16 protein-coding genes are annotated in these 17901 nt (G+C 35.2%); 7 read left to right on the top strand and 9 right to left on the bottom strand.

The annotated features are described in order from the left end of the window. The first annotated feature begins 61 nt into the window (after window positions 1–61). On the top strand, window positions 62–1108 hold the full coding sequence (locus BT156_RS08555) for a PA0069 family radical SAM protein (RefSeq protein WP_072409152.1): 1047 nt from the start codon (window positions 62–64) through the stop codon (window positions 1106–1108). A 273-nt stretch (window positions 1109–1381) separates the two neighbouring features. Here BT156_RS08555 and BT156_RS22055 read toward each other — a convergent pair whose 3' ends face one another. After that, on the bottom strand, window positions 1382–1543 hold the full coding sequence (locus tag BT156_RS22055) for a bacteriocin-like protein (protein WP_164463259.1): 162 nt from the start codon (window positions 1541–1543) through the stop codon (window positions 1382–1384). 71 nt (window positions 1544–1614) lie between these two features. Then, complete coding sequence (locus tag BT156_RS08550; protein ID WP_072409150.1) at window positions 1615–2565, bottom strand: isopenicillin N synthase family dioxygenase; 951 nt, start codon at window positions 2563–2565, stop codon at window positions 1615–1617. Between the two features lie 86 nt (window positions 2566–2651). On the opposite strand from BT156_RS08550, the gene menD reads away from it, so the two are divergent. Next, window positions 2652–4328, top strand: a complete 1677-nt coding sequence (gene menD / locus BT156_RS08545; RefSeq protein WP_072409148.1) for a 2-succinyl-5-enolpyruvyl-6-hydroxy-3-cyclohexene-1-carboxylic-acid synthase — start codon at window positions 2652–2654, stop codon at window positions 4326–4328. Here the strand turns inward: menD and BT156_RS08540 are convergent. After that, window positions 4325–4951: an aminotransferase class IV gene (locus BT156_RS08540; protein ID WP_072409146.1), complete on the bottom strand. Its 627-nt coding sequence runs from the start codon at window positions 4949–4951 to the stop codon at window positions 4325–4327. The genes menD and BT156_RS08540 overlap by 4 nt on opposite strands. Continuing rightward, a complete protein-coding gene (locus BT156_RS08535; RefSeq protein ID WP_072409144.1) occupies window positions 4935–5912 on the bottom strand; it encodes an aminodeoxychorismate synthase component I in 978 nt (325 codons plus the stop codon). The genes BT156_RS08540 and BT156_RS08535 overlap by 17 nt, the downstream gene beginning before the upstream one ends. 47 nt (window positions 5913–5959) lie before the next feature. On the opposite strand from BT156_RS08535, the gene BT156_RS08530 reads away from it, so the two are divergent. The 4 genes from BT156_RS08530 to BT156_RS08515 all read left to right on the top strand — a co-directional run bounded on the left by BT156_RS08530 (window position 5960) and on the right by BT156_RS08515 (window position 8856). Beyond that, entirely contained in the window at window positions 5960–6682 is a 723-nt protein-coding gene (locus BT156_RS08530; RefSeq protein WP_072409142.1) for a hypothetical protein, read from the top strand. A gap of 70 nt (window positions 6683–6752) precedes the next feature. Continuing rightward, window positions 6753–7490 (top strand): beta-carotene 15,15'-monooxygenase, encoded by a 738-nt coding sequence (locus tag BT156_RS08525; protein ID WP_072409141.1) that lies wholly within the window; start codon window positions 6753–6755, stop codon window positions 7488–7490. A 1-nt stretch (window position 7491) separates the two neighbouring features. Further along, a complete protein-coding gene (locus BT156_RS08520; RefSeq protein ID WP_072409139.1) occupies window positions 7492–8583 on the top strand; it encodes an AI-2E family transporter in 1092 nt (363 codons plus the stop codon). An 18-nt stretch (window positions 8584–8601) separates the two neighbouring features. Continuing rightward, complete coding sequence (locus BT156_RS08515; protein WP_072409430.1) at window positions 8602–8856, top strand: DUF3820 family protein; 255 nt, start codon at window positions 8602–8604, stop codon at window positions 8854–8856. Window positions 8857–8911: 55 nt separating this feature from the next. Here BT156_RS08515 and uvrB read toward each other — a convergent pair whose 3' ends face one another. Further along, window positions 8912–10903, bottom strand: a complete 1992-nt coding sequence (gene uvrB / locus BT156_RS08510) for an excinuclease ABC subunit UvrB (RefSeq protein WP_072409137.1) — start codon at window positions 10901–10903, stop codon at window positions 8912–8914. Between the two features lie 289 nt (window positions 10904–11192). Between uvrB and BT156_RS08505 the strand changes: the two genes are divergently transcribed. Next, window positions 11193–12410 carry a PQQ-dependent sugar dehydrogenase gene (locus BT156_RS08505; RefSeq protein WP_139255440.1) on the top strand — a complete coding sequence of 406 codons (1218 nt, stop codon included), beginning with the start codon at window positions 11193–11195 and terminating at the stop codon, window positions 12408–12410. A 49-nt stretch (window positions 12411–12459) separates the two neighbouring features. Here the strand turns inward: BT156_RS08505 and BT156_RS08500 are convergent, their stop codons facing one another. From BT156_RS08500 to miaE, 4 genes are all read right to left on the bottom strand, one after another. Then, window positions 12460–14901 carry a TonB-dependent receptor plug domain-containing protein gene (locus tag BT156_RS08500; RefSeq protein ID WP_072409132.1) on the bottom strand — a complete coding sequence of 814 codons (2442 nt, stop codon included), beginning with the start codon at window positions 14899–14901 and terminating at the stop codon, window positions 12460–12462. Window positions 14902–15136: 235 nt separating this feature from the next. Next, entirely contained in the window at window positions 15137–16513 is a 1377-nt protein-coding gene (locus BT156_RS08495) for a tryptophanase (protein ID WP_072409131.1), read from the bottom strand. An 89-nt stretch (window positions 16514–16602) separates the two neighbouring features. Further along, window positions 16603–17220 (bottom strand): DUF502 domain-containing protein, encoded by a 618-nt coding sequence (locus BT156_RS08490; protein ID WP_072409129.1) that lies wholly within the window; start codon window positions 17218–17220, stop codon window positions 16603–16605. 21 nt (window positions 17221–17241) lie between these two features. Next, the gene (miaE, locus tag BT156_RS08485) at window positions 17242–17820 is read right to left on the bottom strand and encodes a MiaE family protein (protein ID WP_072409127.1); all 579 of its coding nucleotides are present in this window, start codon (window positions 17818–17820) and stop codon (window positions 17242–17244) included. Window positions 17821–17901 lie beyond the last annotated feature (81 nt).

Genomic DNA, 17901 nt, shown 5'->3' with positions numbered 1-17901 from the left:
GAAAACTTTAGTGTTAAAACTAATTTTTTTAAAGCCATTCCATTTTACATTTACATCAGAAATGCAGAACGAAAATATCATAAAAGGTCAGGGTGCTCAGCGAAATGTTATCAACCGTTTCGACCGATACACCTATGAACCTGATGATGAAGATTTTGAATCTGTAAAAACAACGTTTACGGAAATTTTCCCGAAAACAATTGTAAATCAGGTAAAAAGCGAAGATTTACCGATGGAATATTCAATGAATCCTTACCAAGGCTGTGAGCATGGATGTTCCTATTGTTTCGCCAGACCAACTCATGAATATTGGGGATACAGTGCCGGAATTGATTTTGAAAGAAAAATCATGGTCAAGAAAAATGCACCGGAATTATTGGAGAAATTCTTCCAGAAAAGAGGCTATCAAGCTGCTCCAATTTTACTTTCAGGAAATACAGATTGTTATCAGCCTGCAGAACGACAATTTGAGATCACGAGAAAGCTACTGCAAGTTTGTCTTGATTACAGACATCCTGTCAATATTCTGACAAAAAATGCGATGGTTCTGAGAGATTTGGATATTCTGAAACCGCTTGCGGAGCAGAATTTGGTTTCCGTTTCTTTAAGTATTCCTACAATTAATGAAGATTTGCGAAGAAAGATGGAGCCGAGAACGAGTTCTTCCAAAAATAAATTAAAAGCTATTGAAGTTTTATCTGAAAATAAAATTCCTGTGCATGTGATGGTTGCGCCAATCATTCCGGGACTGAACAGTGATGAACCTTTGAATATTTTAAAATCAATTTCAGAAGCAGGCGCTCAAAGTTTCGGGTATACTTTGGTGAGATTGAATGATACGGTTGAACCTGTTTTTGTGAAATGGATCGAAACTCAGTTTCCGGACAGAGCGCAGAAAGTTTTAAACTTAATTCGTTCCATGCGAGGCGGGAAATTAGGCGAAAAAAGATATTTCGACCGACAAAGAGGTGATGGAAATATTGCTGAAATGATTCATAATACTTTTAAAATAGGAAGAAAGAAGTTTTTTGATGGCAAAGAATTTCCAAAATTGACAACCGCTAATTTCACAGGAGCAAAAGATCAGCAATTGAGATTGTTTGACTGATTTTTTTATCCCACAGATCATATAAATGGTTGTTTTTTTTAACGAAAATATTTAATTAATCAATTTTCAGTTTAGAAAGGCAAAGGCAAATAAAATTTGCTTCGCGAAGCTTGAATGATAGCTTCTTCAAATCAACTTGTTGATTCATCTTTGCTCCTTAAATATGTATATTAGGAAATAAGACTTTGCGTTTAAAATTTATAAATTCTTATTTGAGAAACAGAAAACCGCTCCAAAAGGAACGGTTTTCTTATAAATGTTTTTGAATTTCAATTACATCGAATCATCCGGACATGTAAATTTATCACTACACGTTGCGCAAATGACAACTCCATTGCAGTAATACATACAAAATTCAGGTTCCGGAAGTTTAATTCCTCCTGCTCCGGAAATACTTTTTAATTGGCCTTTACTTAGTTTTTTTAAATTTTTCATATTGTTTTAATTAAAAATTTGATAGTAAAGTAAAGATAATTAAAAAAATATATATCAAATTGGGTTTTAAATTATTTTTTTATTAAACCTAATTCAATTAATCTTTCATGTAAAAATTCTCCTGCTGTTGTATCTTCATATAACTTAGGATGGTTTTCGTCAACACAGTTTTCAAGAGCATTCAATGACATTCCGCTTACGGGATGCATAAAGAAAGGGATTGAATATCTTGAAGTTCCCCACAATTCTCTTGGCGGGTTGACCACCCTGTGAATCGTAGATTTCAACTTGTTGTTGGTATGTCTTGATAACATATCTCCAACGTTGATTACTAATTCATCCGGTTCAGCAATCGCATCGATCCAATCACCGTTGTGGTTTTGAACTTGAAGTCCTTTTCCTTGAGATCCCATCAAAAGAGTAATCAGGTTGATGTCTCCGTGAGCAGCTGCTCTTACCGCATCATCAGGCTCCTGAGTGATTGGCGGATAGTGAATTGGTCTTAAAATAGAATTTCCTTCTGCGATCTTGTCGTCAAAATAAAACTCATCAAGATCAAGATACAATGCCAATGCCTGCAAAACAGATTTACCAGTTTTCTCAAGCATTTGGTAAGTTTCTTTACCTACTTCATTGAATTTTGGAAGTTCGTCAACGATCACATTGTCAGGGTACTCTTTTTTGTATTTTGAATCATCAGACACGTATTGTCCGAAATGCCAAAACTCTTTCAAGTCTCCTTTTTTGAAACCTTTTGCAGTTTCTTTACCGAATCCGACATAGCCTCTCTGGCCACCGATTCCTGGAATTTCATACTTTTGCTTCGTTTCTGTGGGAAGTTCAAAAAAGTTTTTTACTTCTCCGTACAGATCCTCTACTAATTGGTCATTAAGGAAGTGTCCTTTTAGGGCTACAAAACCAATTTCTTCGTAAGCTTTTCCGATTTCATTTACAAATTTCTGTTTGCGTTCCGGGTTACCCGAAAGGAAATCACGCAGGTCTACACTAGGTATTTTATCCATTTTTAGAAATTTAACGTGGTGCAAAATTACATCTTTTTTGAATTAAATTTTTTTAGAATTAAGGATTTATAAGTTAAATTTGTAATATGAAAAAATATTCTTCTAAGAGAAGTATCCAAATACTTGCGCATCTTCTTCAGCAGTACGGAATTTTAGATATTGTTATTTCACCGGGATCCAGAAATGCTCCGTTAGCGATTCATTTTTCGGAAGTGGATGGCTTTAATTGTTTCAGTATTGTGGATGAAAGAAGTGCGGCTTTTGTAGGAATTGGGATGGCGAAAAGCGAAAAAAGACCTGTTGCCATTACTTGTACAAGCGGTTCTGCGGTGGCTAATTATTATCCTGCCGTTACAGAAGCGTTTTATCAGAATGTTCCTCTTTTGATTTTAAGCGCAGACAGACCAACGGATTATGTTGATATTTTTGACGGACAGACGATTAGGCAGAATAATATTTTTCATCAGCATTCTTACGGCGATTTCCAACTCTTAGAAGATAGTAAGGATGATGCCGAAGAAATTAATTTTGACATTATTAAAAAAGCAATCGAGCTTTGTTTTGAAAAACAAGGTCCGGTTCACATTAATATTCCGTTGGAAGAGCCTTTGTATGAATTGGTTTCTGAGCTTCCGACTTTTCCTACGGTTGAAAAAACAATTAAGCAGAAAGAATACGAAATTCCTTCCAACTTAGTGGCAGATTGGAATACTTCACAAAGAATTCTTCTTTTGGTGGGAACAAGAGATTATAGCCCTGAATTGGAAAATCAACTTTCTCAATTGGTTAAAAATCATTCTGTTGTGGTTTTAAGTGAAGTGAATTCTAATTTGCATCACGAAAAATTTTTCAAACATATTGATCGATATATTTTTAATTTTACAGAAGAAGATTACAAAACGTATGCTCCGGATCTGTTAATAACGATCGGGCAGAATGTTGTTTCCAAAAAAGTAAAACAGTTTTTAAGAAGTGCCCGCCCAAAACAGCATTGGCATCTGGATGAAGTTTGGCAGCCGGATACCTATTTTTCTTTGACTGAAAAAATAGAAACTAAACCCGAAATTTTCTTTTCTAAATTATTGAAATTCATTAATCTGGAACCTAAACCGTACTTTAATCTTTGGGATGTTTTAAGAGATAAAAAAGATGCAAAACACGATAAATTTCTAAATATGGTGGAGTTCTCTGATTTTTATTTCTTTAATAAAGCTTCCCAAACAGTTCCTGAGAATTATAATATTCATGTCAGCAACAGTTCGGCAATCAGATATGCTCAGCTTTTTGACTTTGGAAAGAGAAAAATCTATTGCAACAGAGGAACAAGCGGAATCGACGGTTCTACTTCTACAGCGATGGGATTTGCCATTAAAAATGCCAATCCAACCTTATTGATTACGGGAGATTTAAGTTTCTTCTATGACATCAACGGGCTTTGGAATCAATATATTCCGCCTTTTGTAAGAATTATGATCTTCAATAACGGAGAGGGAAATATCTTTAAAATTATTCCCGGGCCTGGAAATGCCAACCCGAATACTTTAGACGAATTTATCGCTACAAAGCACAAGAAAAACGCTGAACATCTTGCCAGGCATTTCGGGTTTTCTTACACAAGAGTAGAAGATGAGCCGACGCTTGACAGAGTTTTAGATAATTTCTTCAAGCCGGACGCACAACCTAAAATACTGGAAGTGAATACTCACGGTAAAAATAGTGCTGATGTTTTAAAGGCTTATTTTAATTTCATGAAAGAAAATTAAAGATCCAAATATTCTTCATTACCCGGTAGATTGATAATTCGGTCTATTGGGTAAATGAACATATCATCAAAATCATTCATTGCGTTAATCAATTGAAAATGTGAGAACTGCTTTATGTTTTGTAAAGTAATCTCAGTTTCCTTAATTTTTTTCTGCTTCAAAAGATTTTGTCTTTGAACGCCATTCAAAAGATAAGTTGTGGGAGTGAACCAATCTTTCCCTTTTTGAAATAAAAGATTAGAAAATGAGGTATCTGTGATATGATTATTTTTTACAATAATGATTTCCTCAGCTTTGGATTTCATTTTCATTTTTTCCAGCTCTTTTCGGTCTTCAAACTTGAAAGAATAATCGAAACTGTTGTTTTCAACTAATTGAAAATCTTGTATTTCAGGAATTGCGTAAGGAATCATTTGGGTACGGATCTTTTTGTCCAGATCATAAGAGATTCTTAGTTTGTACATTCCGTCTTCATCATGTTCCAGATGTTTAAAAATTTTAGCCAAATCAATTGAGCCTTCTTTCCCGAAATGGGCAAAGGTTTGATTAACACGCTTTTGGTGAAGATCTAACAAGAAAACTTCCTGATCTTCTACTTTAATACTTTCAATGAATTGGGACATAGATTTTATTTTTCATTTCCTGATACTCGTCTTCTAATTTACTCATGTGTGTTATTCCGCCGCCGCTTTTAAAATAAAGCTGATCTCCTTCCTTCTCAATAAACCGGATCATCACGCAACTGTCGAGATTTTCACCATCAAACCAACCGCAAACTCCCGTGTAGTAACCTCTGTCATATCCTTCGGCTTCGAGGGTAATTTCCAGTGTTTTTGGCTTTGGTGCTCCTAAAATAGATCCTGCAGGAAGTAATTTTTTCATGATACTTCCTATTTTTCCATCAAATTCAGGCTTTAAATTCCCTGAAATCTCTGAACTCATGGCATACAAATTTTTTTGCTGAGTTTTGATGAAATCAATGTGTTGAAATTTATCAACTTTCACATCGTCTGCAACCATGCTGAGATCATTTCGAAGCAAATCAACAACGGTATAATGCTCGGCTTTTTCTTTTTTATCGTTCTTAAGGATTTCTGCTGCATTTTCTAAAGACGCATCAATAGTACCTTTCATAGGATAAGTGAGAATTTTTCCGTCAATGATCTTCACAAAAGTTTCAGGAGAAAAAAATACAAAAAAATCTTTATAAAAAACCTTGTATTTTGCATTTGAATGATAGAAAATTTCTTCGAGTGTTAAATTAGTCTCAATTTTAGTTTTTCTGGTATAATTTACCAGATAAGAATTTCCTAAACGAATATTTTTCTGAACTTGATCAAAACCTGATTTAAAACTTTCTAACGTTTCGGGGGATGATTTCCATTCGATTTTTTTTGTTAGTTTATGCTTGTTTTTTGAGCTTTTAAAATTTTGAAAATCAATTAATAAGCCTGATTTTTGAATTTCATTTTCTCTGTAAATTTCTACATTGTCAACGAGGAAGTCGATGACGAAAAAATAGGGAACCTTCCGGAGAGAAAGTTCGTCCATTTCCATAAATTTTTGATGATTCACTGAAAACATTCGACAAAAGTACTTATTGATGTTTACTTTTGCACAAAATATTTTTAATGCAGAACAAATATCCTCAGAAACCGGGAATTGACTTTATACTAAAACAGGCTTTTTTTTACTGGAATAAAACATTGATTTTTCAATTAATGTTTTCCATCATATACTTTGCTGTATTTTTTACATCAATTACTTTTTTTGCTGCCAAATATGGGATGTTGGAGCAAAATCAGGCTTTGATAGAAGCTTTCAAAATAAGTACGGATGCTTATATGCAAAAGATTGCGGAATTGTCTGCTACAGATAATTCGCGTTATTTCAGTTATGCTTTTTTTGCAACGATTGTTTTTCTGTATCCTTTAAATCTTGGATTTTTTCAGATCTACAGAAAAATTGATTTAAACGAGAAAATAGTAATCGGAGATTTGTTTGCAGGCTATAACGGGCTTAATTTCTTCAAATATATAGGCTATTTTGTTTTCTGGTTCTTCATTTATCTTTTTACGGTTCAAACCATAATTCTTGCTGTGGCTTGGGTTATCATTACGATTTTCGTTGCTCCGCTGATGTTTTTTACGGATAAAAGAATTTTTGAAGCCATTTCATTAAATTTTAAAGCCCTGAAAATGTACTTTATAGAAATATTTGTCTGCGTTATTGTGGCTACATTCTTTAAGTATTTGGGCTTTGGTCTGTTTTTGGTTGGAGGCTTATTTACATTTCCATTTTGGAATGCGATGATTTATGCTCTTTATAAGACTATTTTTGCTGAGAAAAGTTAAATTTTAAATTGTTTACTATTTTTTTATCAAAATAAAGTTAAATTTGGTAAAATCATAAAATAATTTAACCATGTCTGAATTTGACGAGTTTGACCAACAAGGTTCTGTTCCCAGCAAGGAAGCAGGATCCATTATTTCTCATGCTTTTGAAATGTATAAAGGGATTTTTCTCTATGCATTAGTTTCAATGATTATCTATATTATAGGAGATTTTATCCTACAATCTATTACAGGATTTAATTCCTGGAGTGGTTTTAGTGACTTTAGAGATCTTGATGGTGATTATGCGAATTACGAGTATTGGAGAAAGCCAGGGTTTTCATTATACTACTCTTTTTCGAGTATTTTGGGAATTTTACTTTCGCCTATTTATGTTGGATTAATTTATATTGCTAACAAGTTTAATACTAAAAATACGATAGAATTTTCAGACCTTTTTATTGGATATCGTCAGAATGTGGGAAATATTTTGTTGTACAGTTTAATTACAACGATCATTTTTGGAATTGCTGCTGCGATGTGTGGAATTCCGTTCTTTTTTGTATTTCCGCTTTTCCTTTTGGGGTATCCTATTCTTTTGTTTGAAAATGCAACTGCAATGGATGCTGTCAGCAAGACTTTTAATATTGCAAAAGAAAACTATGGTCTGTTTTTGGGAGTAGCATTATTAGGATTATTGATCAGTATTTCGGGACTTGTATTATGTTGTATCGGAATTATCATTACTGCGCCATTCATTATGATCGTAATGTATTCCACGTATTGTGCATACCTAGGAAAGCCGAGACAAATCATGTTTAAAAAATAAAATATTGAATAAAGATAAACAAATAAGCAGTGTAGTAATAAAGCAGGTTTCATTATTGGCTATCATTTTGGTGTTGGCGGGATTGATCTGTTTTAACCTTGCCCTTTTTATACCATCGGTTTTGGGTGCAATTACCCTTTATGTTCTTTGCAGAAAATATAACTTCTATCTGCAGGAAGAAAAAAAATGGAAGCCATGGCTTTCATCACTGATACTGATGCTTGCGAGTTTGATTATCCTTATTTTACCGATCTATTTTATTGGGGATCTTTTAATTGAAAAATTAGGAAATGCACAAGCTTATATGACTAAGTTTAATGTGTTCCTGGAAAAAATACATACTTATATTTTTTCGAAAACCGGTTTCGATATATTAAGTAAGGAAAATATGGATAAGCTGAAGAGCTCCGTAGGTCAAGTTTCGACTAAAGCTGTTAGCGGAACCTTTAATACGCTTACTGTGATCATGTCCATGTATTTTATTCTTTATTTTATGTTGAATAAGCCGAGGTTTTTTGAAAGAATTCTCGCTTTTTCTGCGCCTTTGAAAAGAGCCAATGTGTCTTTGATAGGCGAAAAGATGAGAAAGCTCATCATGGCCAACGCCATTGGAATTCCTGTTGTGGCTCTCGGACAAGGTTTAGTTGCTTTGATTGGCTATTTTATTTTTGGAGCTCCGAGTCCGATTCTGCTTTTTGCATTAACGGCAGTGGGTTCTATGATTCCGATTGTAGGAGCAGCGATTGTTTATATTCCGATCTGTATTTTTATGATTGCAGAGGGAGATACGGGGCACGGTCTTGGTTTAGCAGCTTATTGCTTGGTTGTAGTTGGATTAACAGATAACTTGCTACGATTTACATTACTTAAAAAATTAGAGGATATTCACCCGCTAAATACCGTTTTCGGAATTATTATGGGAATGAATCTGTTTGGATTTATGGGATTGATCTTCGGTCCGATTCTGATTTCTCTTACTCTTCTTTTGATTCAGGTATATAGAAATGAGTTTTCTGATGAAGATACACCTCCGGAACTACAATTGTCTGATAAAGAAAACGAAGCTGAAAATAAAATTGATTTAATAGTTTAAAATAAAATGGTAGAAGGAATAAACCCTGAAATATTAAAAGAAATTTGTGTTATGAAGATGCCTTTCGGGAAGCATAAAGGGATAATTCTTGCAGATCTGCCGGTAAGTTATCTTGAATGGTTTCACAGTAAAGGAATGCCGCCAGGAAAATTGGGAATGCAGCTTTCAACGATTTACGAAATAAAAATAAATGGTTTGATGGATCTGCTGACGCCACTTCGAGGTGGAACAGTGAATTATGATAAGATAAAAAATAAAACGTATAAATTTTAGGATAAAGTTTCGGCGGCACCTTTGGTGCCGCCGAAACTATTTATTTTAGATATAATTACTCTTTTAATGCTGTAATTTCATCTCTCAGCTTGGCTGCTTTAATGAAATCAAGATTTTTGGCGGCAGCTTCCATTTCTTTTTGCTTCTGAACGATCATTTTTTCAACGTCTTCGCTTGCGTAGGTTGCTTTAACTTCTGCAACTTTTTGTAAGATCTGTTTTTGAGTATATTTTTCATCAGGGAAGTCTTTGCTTCGTCCGACTAAATTCTCAGATATTTTCTTATTTAAAGCAGTTGGTACTTTGTTGTTATCTGTGTTATATTGAATTTGTTTTGTACGGCGATACTCTGTTTCGTCTATCGTTGCCTGCATAGATTTGGTCATTTTATCGGCATACAAAATAGCTTTACCGTTAAGATTTCTTGCGGCACGACCAACTGTCTGAATCATTGATCTTCTGCTTCTTAGCATTCCTTCTTTGTCGGCGTCTAGAATGGCAACTAAAGAAACTTCGGGTAAATCCAAGCCTTCTCTTAGCAAGTTTACCCCGATTAAAACATCAAAAAGTCCGACACGCAAATCATGCATGATCTGAATACGCTCCAAAGTTTCAACATCAGAGTGAATGTATCTCGTTCTGATACCGAATTTTGTGAAGTATTTAGTCAGTTCCTCGGCCATTTTTTTGGTTAAGGTAGTTACTAAAACCCTTTCGTCAAGATCTGCTCTTTTCTGGATTTCCTCCATTAAATCATCAATCTGATTTTGGCTTGGTCTTACCTCAATAACAGGATCTAAAAGCCCTGTTGGACGAATGATCTGTTCAATATATGTTCCACCGGATTTTTCTAATTCATAATCAGCGGGAGTTGCAGAAACATAAATTACCTGATTTTGTATCGATTCATATTCTTCAAACTTCAAAGGTCTGTTATCCATTGCTGCAGGAAGTCGGAATCCGTATTCTACCAGGGCTTCCTTACGGCTTCTGTCACCTCCATACATCGCATGAACCTGTGGAACGGTAACGTGACTTTCATCAATTACCATTAAATAATCTTTAGGGAAATAGTCCAATAAACAGAAGGGTCTTGATCCCGGAAGCCTGCCGTCCAGATAGCGAGAATAGTTTTCAATACCAGAGCAATAGCCTAGTTCTTTGATCATTTCTAAATCAAGTTCCGTCCTTTCCTGTAGTCTTTTCGCTTCTAAAGGTTTTCCTATTTCACTAAAGAAATCAACCTGTTTTACCATATCGTCCTGAATAGATTTAATGGCTCCGTTCAAAGTTTCTTTTGATGTAACAAAAAGGTTGGCAGGATAAATTTGAATTTGATCAAAACTCGCCGTAACATTCCCTGAAACAGGGTCAAAGCTCTGAATTTTTTCAATTTCATCTCCAAAAAACTGAATTCTTACTGCATTATCTGCATACGCAGGAAAGACATCAATAACATCTCCCTTTACTCTGAATGTACCTCGCTGAAAGTCTGCTAATGTTCTGGAATATAAAGCATTAACTAAAGAGTGTAAAAGCGATGTTCTTGTTATTTTTTCTCCGATTGCAAGGGAAATTAGAGACTTGTGAAACTCTGCAGGATTTCCCACACCATAAATGCAGGATACAGAAGCTACGATTAAAACATCACGCCTTCCTGAAAGTAAACTGGCGATGGCAGAAAGACGTAATTTCTCAACTTCCTCATTGATACTCAGGTCTTTTTCGATATAAGTTCCGGTTGTGGCAATATAGGCTTCGGGTTGATAATAGTCGTAGTAACTTACAAAATATTCCACAGCGTTGTCAGGAAAGAATTCTTTGAATTCCATAAAAAGCTGTGCGGCCAACGTTTTATTGTGAGCCATAACAATCGTTGGCCTTTGTACGTTTTGAACAACATTGGCAACGGTAAATGTTTTCCCGGAACCGGTAACACCCAATAAAGTCTGGTATTTCTCACCGATTTCGATTCCTTCAGTAAGTTTCTCAATAGCTGTAGGTTGGTCGCCGGTTGGTTTATATTCTGATTGAAGATTAAAATTCATTGAAAATTTAGTGTATATACAAAAATACGAAAGATATTATTAGTCTCAATGAAAGTGGTAGGAATTTCAATGATTAAGATTTTCAATTGATTTACAAATATTTAAGAAATTTTGTCATTACTACTATCAATGTTATTTGATATATTAGATTTTTTATAACAAAATATTGGAAAGTAAAAAAGCACTAAAAATTTAACGTTTTTTGTTGACTGAAAGATCATTGTAATTAAAGTATTGCCTTTTATGGCACTATTTTTCTATTCTAAGTATAATAACTAATTACATGACTATGAAAATCAATAAATTCTATGTGCCGACTTTAAGTTTGTTTTTAATTTTATCCTCGTGCAAGGAGAATAATGCTAATGCTCAACAGGTAGGTAAGGATGGAAGTGTAGAAACAGAAAAGCCAAATTCTAATTATAAACCTGCATTTGCGGGGCAGACAAGAATCAAGGCGGTGAAAACGTCAACAGCATATAATGTAGAAGTATTAAATAAAGACCTCGGAAAACCGTGGGGAATTATCAATTTACCGGATGGAAAATTTTTAATTACAGATAAAAGAGGCTACATGAATGTTGTTTCAACGGACGGAAAACAAATTTCTAAAATCGAGGGATTTCCAAAAGTTGATGACAAAGGGCAGGGCGGAATGCTGGATGTTGCTCTCGATCCCGATTTTAAATCCAACAATATCATTTATTTTAGTTTTTCAGAACCTTTTGGTGATGGGAATTTAACCTCTGTTGCCAAAGGAAAGCTTTCATCAGATTTAAAGAATATATCGGAGGTAAAAGTTATTTTCCGTGCTGAGCCTTCTTATGATGGCGACAAACATTACGGAAGCAGACTGGCATTTGATAAAGACGGTAATTTATTCGTAAGTACAGGAGAAAGATCAGATAAACAGACAAGAGTGTATGCTCAAAAAACAGATAATTATTTAGGTAAAATTTTAAAAATAACAAAAGATGGAAAGCCGGCTTCAGGAAATCCATTCGTCGGAAGGGCCGGATTTAAGCCTGAAATCTATGCTTACGGGATAAGAAATCCACAAGGATTGGCGATTGATCCTAACGGAAATCTTTGGGATGTTGAAATGGGACCGCGAGGAGGTGATGAGATTAACTTAATCAAACCCGGGAAAAATTATGGTTGGGGAGATGTAACGTATGGAATTGAATATTCAGGTGCGAAAATAAATAATGGAACAACAAAAAAGGAAGGAACAGAACAGCCTGTTTATTATTGGGATCCTGTGATCTCGCCAAGCGGAGTGACATTCTATACAGGAAATATCGATGAATGGAAAGGAAACCTAATCATTGGCTGTCTGAGCGGTGAACACATCAACAGAATCGTAATGAAAGATAATAAAGTAATAGGAGAGGAGCGTCTTTTGGCCGATCAGAATGAAAGATTCCGAGATGTTTTGGATGGCGCGGACGGAAGTCTTTATGCAGTAACAGACAGCGGAAAACTCTATAAAATATCTAAAAAGTAAAAACATAATGCTTCTGAATTTCAGAAGCATTATTGCTTAAAATATAATGTTAAAATTTGAAATTAAATTTCGCAAAAGCCTGTCTTCCTGCAAATCCCATCTGTACGGGATCGAAAATTCCGCCAGATTCGGTATTTCCGTCAGAAACAGCAGTCTTTTGTAAAGTAGGATATCGGTTGAATAAATTCTTACTTCCAATCGTTAAGCTAACGTTTTTAGTAAAATCATATCCAAAAGATAAATCGGTGGTCACTTTTGGGTTATAGGTCTGATAATCATCTGCGCCATTATAACCGATCAGAGTCACTTTGTCGAATCTAACGATCTGTAGATTTGCATTAAATTTACTGATCTTATAGTTTAAATTTAAATTGATCTTTGTTTTCGGAGCGGAGGCAAGAATAAAGGCTTTTTCCCTTGCGCTCATGTAAATATCTTCTTTTCCTGCTAACTGTTGAGAGGTATGGATTTTTGTAATTTCCATTTCATTGTAATTTCCGGCTAGAGTGGCTGTCAGTTTTCCGTTGCCAATATTTTCATTATAGCTTAGAATAACATCAACTCCTTTTGTACGGGTATCAATAGCGTTAGAAAAGAATTGAGCCTGATCTATAAAAGGATATTCGTTTTGAGCTTCCAATGGAAGATCAGATTTTGCGAAATTACCAGTCAGAACAATTCTGTCTTTTACTTTAATGTAATATCCGTCAATTGTGGCTGTGAATTTTCCTGTGTTAAAAGTAAATCCGGCACTTCCATTAAGTGAAGTTTCTTGTTTTAATTGTGGAATTCCGGATACTTTAGCCAAATTACTGTCATTGGAAGCAAGTTGAATAGCAACTAATTCTCCTCCCTGAAAATTAGTAAACTGCAGACTATAATATTTCTGAGCTAATGATGGCGCTCTAAAACCTGTAGAAGCAGAAGCTCTAAAAGCAAGCTGAGGGGTAATTGCGTATCGCGTTGCAAATTTTCCATTGAGGGTACTTCCAAAGTCATTATAGTTCTCAAATCTTCCGGCAATACTTATCATCCATTTTGTGGTAATATCCAATTCGGTGTCTACGTAAGCTGCAAAATTGTTTCGGCTTTTACTTACGTCCTGAGAATACCCCGGAAATCCCTGTGATCCTCCCGGTCGGTAACTTATTGGATTTGACCCGGGAACAGTTACTAATAAACTGGGGTCAGTGTTGGCTGTTACAACGTTACCGTTGATGTCATACATGGCGTATGAAGCTTCTTCACCTTTAATAATATTAAATTTTTCATATCTGAATTCAGATCCGAAAGCGATATTTAAACCTTCTAAAACATTAAATTGCTTTGAGGCATTAAAACCTGTAGTATTTTGTAAAAGCGAGTGTCCTCCGGCATTAAAACTTGTCGGAGAATTTACTCCTAATGTTGCATTGATCGTATTATCGATCTGATAAGTAAATCTATTACTGCCAAAAGCGTTGTAAAAATCTACATCCCAGTCGGCTACTTTAAATTTTAAACCATTATCGAATGTAAAATCTGTAATACTTGTATTTTGAATCGGATTGAAACCATTTGGATAAACTTCAGGAATATTTCCGTCCGCATCTGCGGTTCTCGTCCATGCGTACGCGTTGGTTTCTCTGTGTGAAAATCCTTGACGGGAATAGAATTTCAGATTATCAGACAAAGGAACTTCGATGTTTCCAAAGAAATAGATATTTTGAGATTTTGCATCGCCAAAGCGTTGTCTTGGTGCTTCATAAAATTCCGGGTTGGCATTTCTGATAGAATATTCTTTATTGATGAATTCTACAGTAAAATTTCCGAAACCGCCTTTTGAGCCTATTTTAGTTCCTAAATTTCCATTAAAATCAAAAGTAATTCCGTCTACTTTATGATCCGAAACTACATCTTTACTTCCCGGACTTTTAAAAAGATTCATTCCGTAGAAAGCATTTCCTTCAAAGCCTTTGTCGCGGTCGTTCAGAATAACGTTGATAACGCCTGCAATAGCATCGGAACCATATTGTGCTGAGGCTCCATCACGAAGAACTTCCACTCTTTTTATTGCTCCGATCGGGATGGTATTCATATCCGAGCCCGTATTTCCTCTCCCTTTTGTTCCGAAAAGATTGATCAATGATGATTGATGGTATCTTTTACCGTTTAATAAAAGTAAGGTTTGATCGGGCCCCAGACCTCTTAATGTCGCAGGATCTACAGCATCAGCTCCATCTGATCCGGATTGTTTATTAGAATTAAAAGAGGGTGCCGCAAACTGTAAAAGCTGATTGACCTCTACTTGTCCGGTAGACTGACTGACCTGTTTAATATCAATCACATCAATAGGAACGGGTGTATTGGTTACGGTTCTTTTTTTATTTCTACTTCCTGTAATCGCAACTTCCTCTATTTTAGCTTCTTTAGAAATCGTATCATTAATTTCCTGAGCGTAAAAAAATGATGTTGCGCCAAGAAAAAAAGCGCTCACGTATCTTGCTTTCATATGTAATGAGTTTCTTTAATTGGTAATTATTCCAAATGTATTGAATTTTGTTTTTAATCCAATAAAAAAAATCACTATTGTTTGAAAATTTATTAATGAACTTGTGTTTTTGGTGGCTATTAGGAAAAGTTAAATCATAATGTATTATTGAAGGATTATTTTTAACTAAAAAATGAATAAAAACTTTCGTTAGGAGAAATAAAAAAACCGAGAACGAATCTCGGTTTTAATTTTTTTATGCTTCTTCCAATTGCACTGTGAAGTGTCTCAGAAGTTCCGGTTCCCATGTTATTTTGTAGCCTTTTGCGATGTCATCACGTCTTTCGTAAACATTTTTGATCGCAGCTGCAATATAATCCATGTGATTGTTTGTATACGTTCTTCTAGGAATTGCTAAACGAACCAATTCCAACTTAGGATAACGGTTTTCTCTTGTCTCAGGATCTCTGTCGGCCAATAAAGTTCCGATTTCCACAGTTCTGATTCCTGCTTCTTTATAGATCTCAAGACCTAAAGTCTGTGCAGGAAATTCTGAACGGTCAACATTGGGCAAGAAATTTAATGAATCAATAAAAACGGCGTGTCCACCGATTGGTTTCTGAACAGGAATTCCGTATTCAATTAATTTATGACCAAGATATTCAACCTGAGAAATTCTGCCTTCCAAATAAGCAAACTCTGTTGCTTCATCAAGACCAACTGCCAAAGCTGCCATATCTCTTCCTGCCATACCACCGTAAGTGATGAAACCTTCGTAGATAATGGTGAAGCTGGATGCTTTTCTGAAAACCTCTTCGTTATTTAAAGCAATGAATCCTCCGATATTTACCAGTCCGTCTTTTTTAGAACTCATCGTCATTCCGTCTCCGTAAGAGAAAACTTCTTTACAGATGTCTTTGATCGTTCTGTTTTCCTGTCCTTTCTCTCTTTTTTTGATGAAATAGGCATTTTCTGCAAATCTTGCTGAGTCGAAGAAAACAGGAATTCCATATTGATTAGAAAGTTCTCTTACTGCTTTCATGTTTTCAAGAGATACCGGCTGCCCTCCTGAAGAGTTACATGTAATGGTAATTAAACAGAAAGGAATCTTTTCTTTTGGATGACTTTTATAAACTTCTTCCAGTTTTTCAAGATTAATATTTCCTTTGAATGGATGTAAATTATTAATATCAAAAGCCTCATCAATCGTACAGTCTATTGCGTGCGCTTTTCTTAATTCGATGTGTCCTTTTGTCGTGTCAAAGTGAGAGTTCCCCGGAACTACATCGCCATCTTTTACTAAAACCGAAAACAAAACATTCTCAGCAGCTCTTCCCTGGTGAGTCGGTAAAAGATATTTGAAACCTGTGATATCCTGTACTGTTTGGTGTAATTGTTCGAATGAACGAGAACCGGCATAGCTTTCGTCTCCTGTCATCAATGCTCCCCATTGTCTGTCGGACATTGCTCCGGTTCCTGAATCTGTTAAAAGATCAATATAAACCTGCGAAGATTTTAAATTAAATAAATTATAGTTCGCATCTTTTAGCCACTGCTCTCTCTCTTCTCTGGTTGATTGACGGATTTCTTCAATCATCTTAATGCGGAAAGGTTCCGCGTACGGTAAATTCATGAGTTAATTATTTTATTAGATTGTTTGTAAAGAAAAATTGTTTGAAATAAATTCAAATTCATCAAGTATTTTTAAATGGAATAAAAGAATTATTCCGGTGCCTTAAAAATATTATCGTCTGAATGGAAGCCTGCTACACCACCACTTACGGCAAATTTCATTGCCGAAGCTGCGGTCATTCCCACTACAGGTTTGATGTTTTTTTCTTCAGTCACAATTACCCAACCGGAAATAGCGTAAGAATGAGGAAGATATACGGCAACATAATTGTGTTTGTCTACGTCTTCCATTTCTTTTTGCGTTAAAAATCCGATTCTCCAGATCTCTGGGTTTTCATTGGTTTTTACCCAAACAGGATCATTGAATTTCTTCTTGTCTCCTACAAATGAAGACATTACGTCTTTGGTTGGCGTGTAGATATGCTTTACGCCGGGAGTTTTTTCAAGTAAGCGATCCACTAAGTCGAAAAAGAATTTTCCGATAACGAATTTATTCCCTAAGAATCCCAGAAGAGCAGTAATTAAAATCGTTGAAATAAAAACCAATCCCGGAATTTCTTTGGCAACGGACGGGATAATATTATCAACAGACGTGACAACATACCAAATAACAAAGATGGTAAGTCCGATTGGGCCAATAATCACCAATCCCTGAAAGAAATTTTTCAGAAAAAAATTAGTGATATTCTCGAGAGTTAATTTTTTCAACGTTTGTTTACTGTATTTATTTTAACCGTGTATTGTTTCTTTGTTTCCGTATGATTTGATGATGTTGGCTTCATATTCCAGCCATTCTTCCCAGCGTTTGTTTACTTTTTCAGGATCTCCCAATTGTCTTGCAAATCCGATGAATGTTGTATAATGGTTTGCTTCTGAGATCATTAGCTCTCTGTAGAAAACGACCAGTTCTTCGTCTTTAATATTTTCTGTAAGCACTTTAAAACGTTCACAGCTTCTAGCTTCAATCATCGCAGCGAAAAGTAATTTATCAACAATCAGGTCTTCTCTGCTTCCCTGAACGACAAATTTAGCCAATTCATTGACATAATCATCTTTTCTTGCTTTCCCGAAAACAAATCCTCTTTTCTTAATGATCTCGTGAACCTGACTAAAATGGTCAAGTTCTTCCTGGGCAATAGCAATAAGTTCCGTAACAATTTCCGGATGTTCAGGAAGCATATTGATCAGGCTGATGGCGTTTGTTGTAGCTTTTTGCTCACACCAAGCGTGATCGGTCAAAATTTCTCCGAGGTTTCCTTCTGCAATATTAGCCCATCTTGGGTCGGTAAGAAGTTTTAACTTGAACATTGTATAAATTTTTTGTAAAATTAAAATAAATTCAAGAATTCTAATACTTAATTTTAATAAGCTTTATAATATTTGAGAAAT

The organism is Chryseobacterium limigenitum (assembly GCF_900114875.1).
Classification (GTDB): Bacteria; Bacteroidota; Bacteroidia; order Flavobacteriales; family Weeksellaceae; genus Chryseobacterium; species Chryseobacterium limigenitum.
This window is presented reverse-complemented; position numbering and strand designations above follow the sequence as displayed.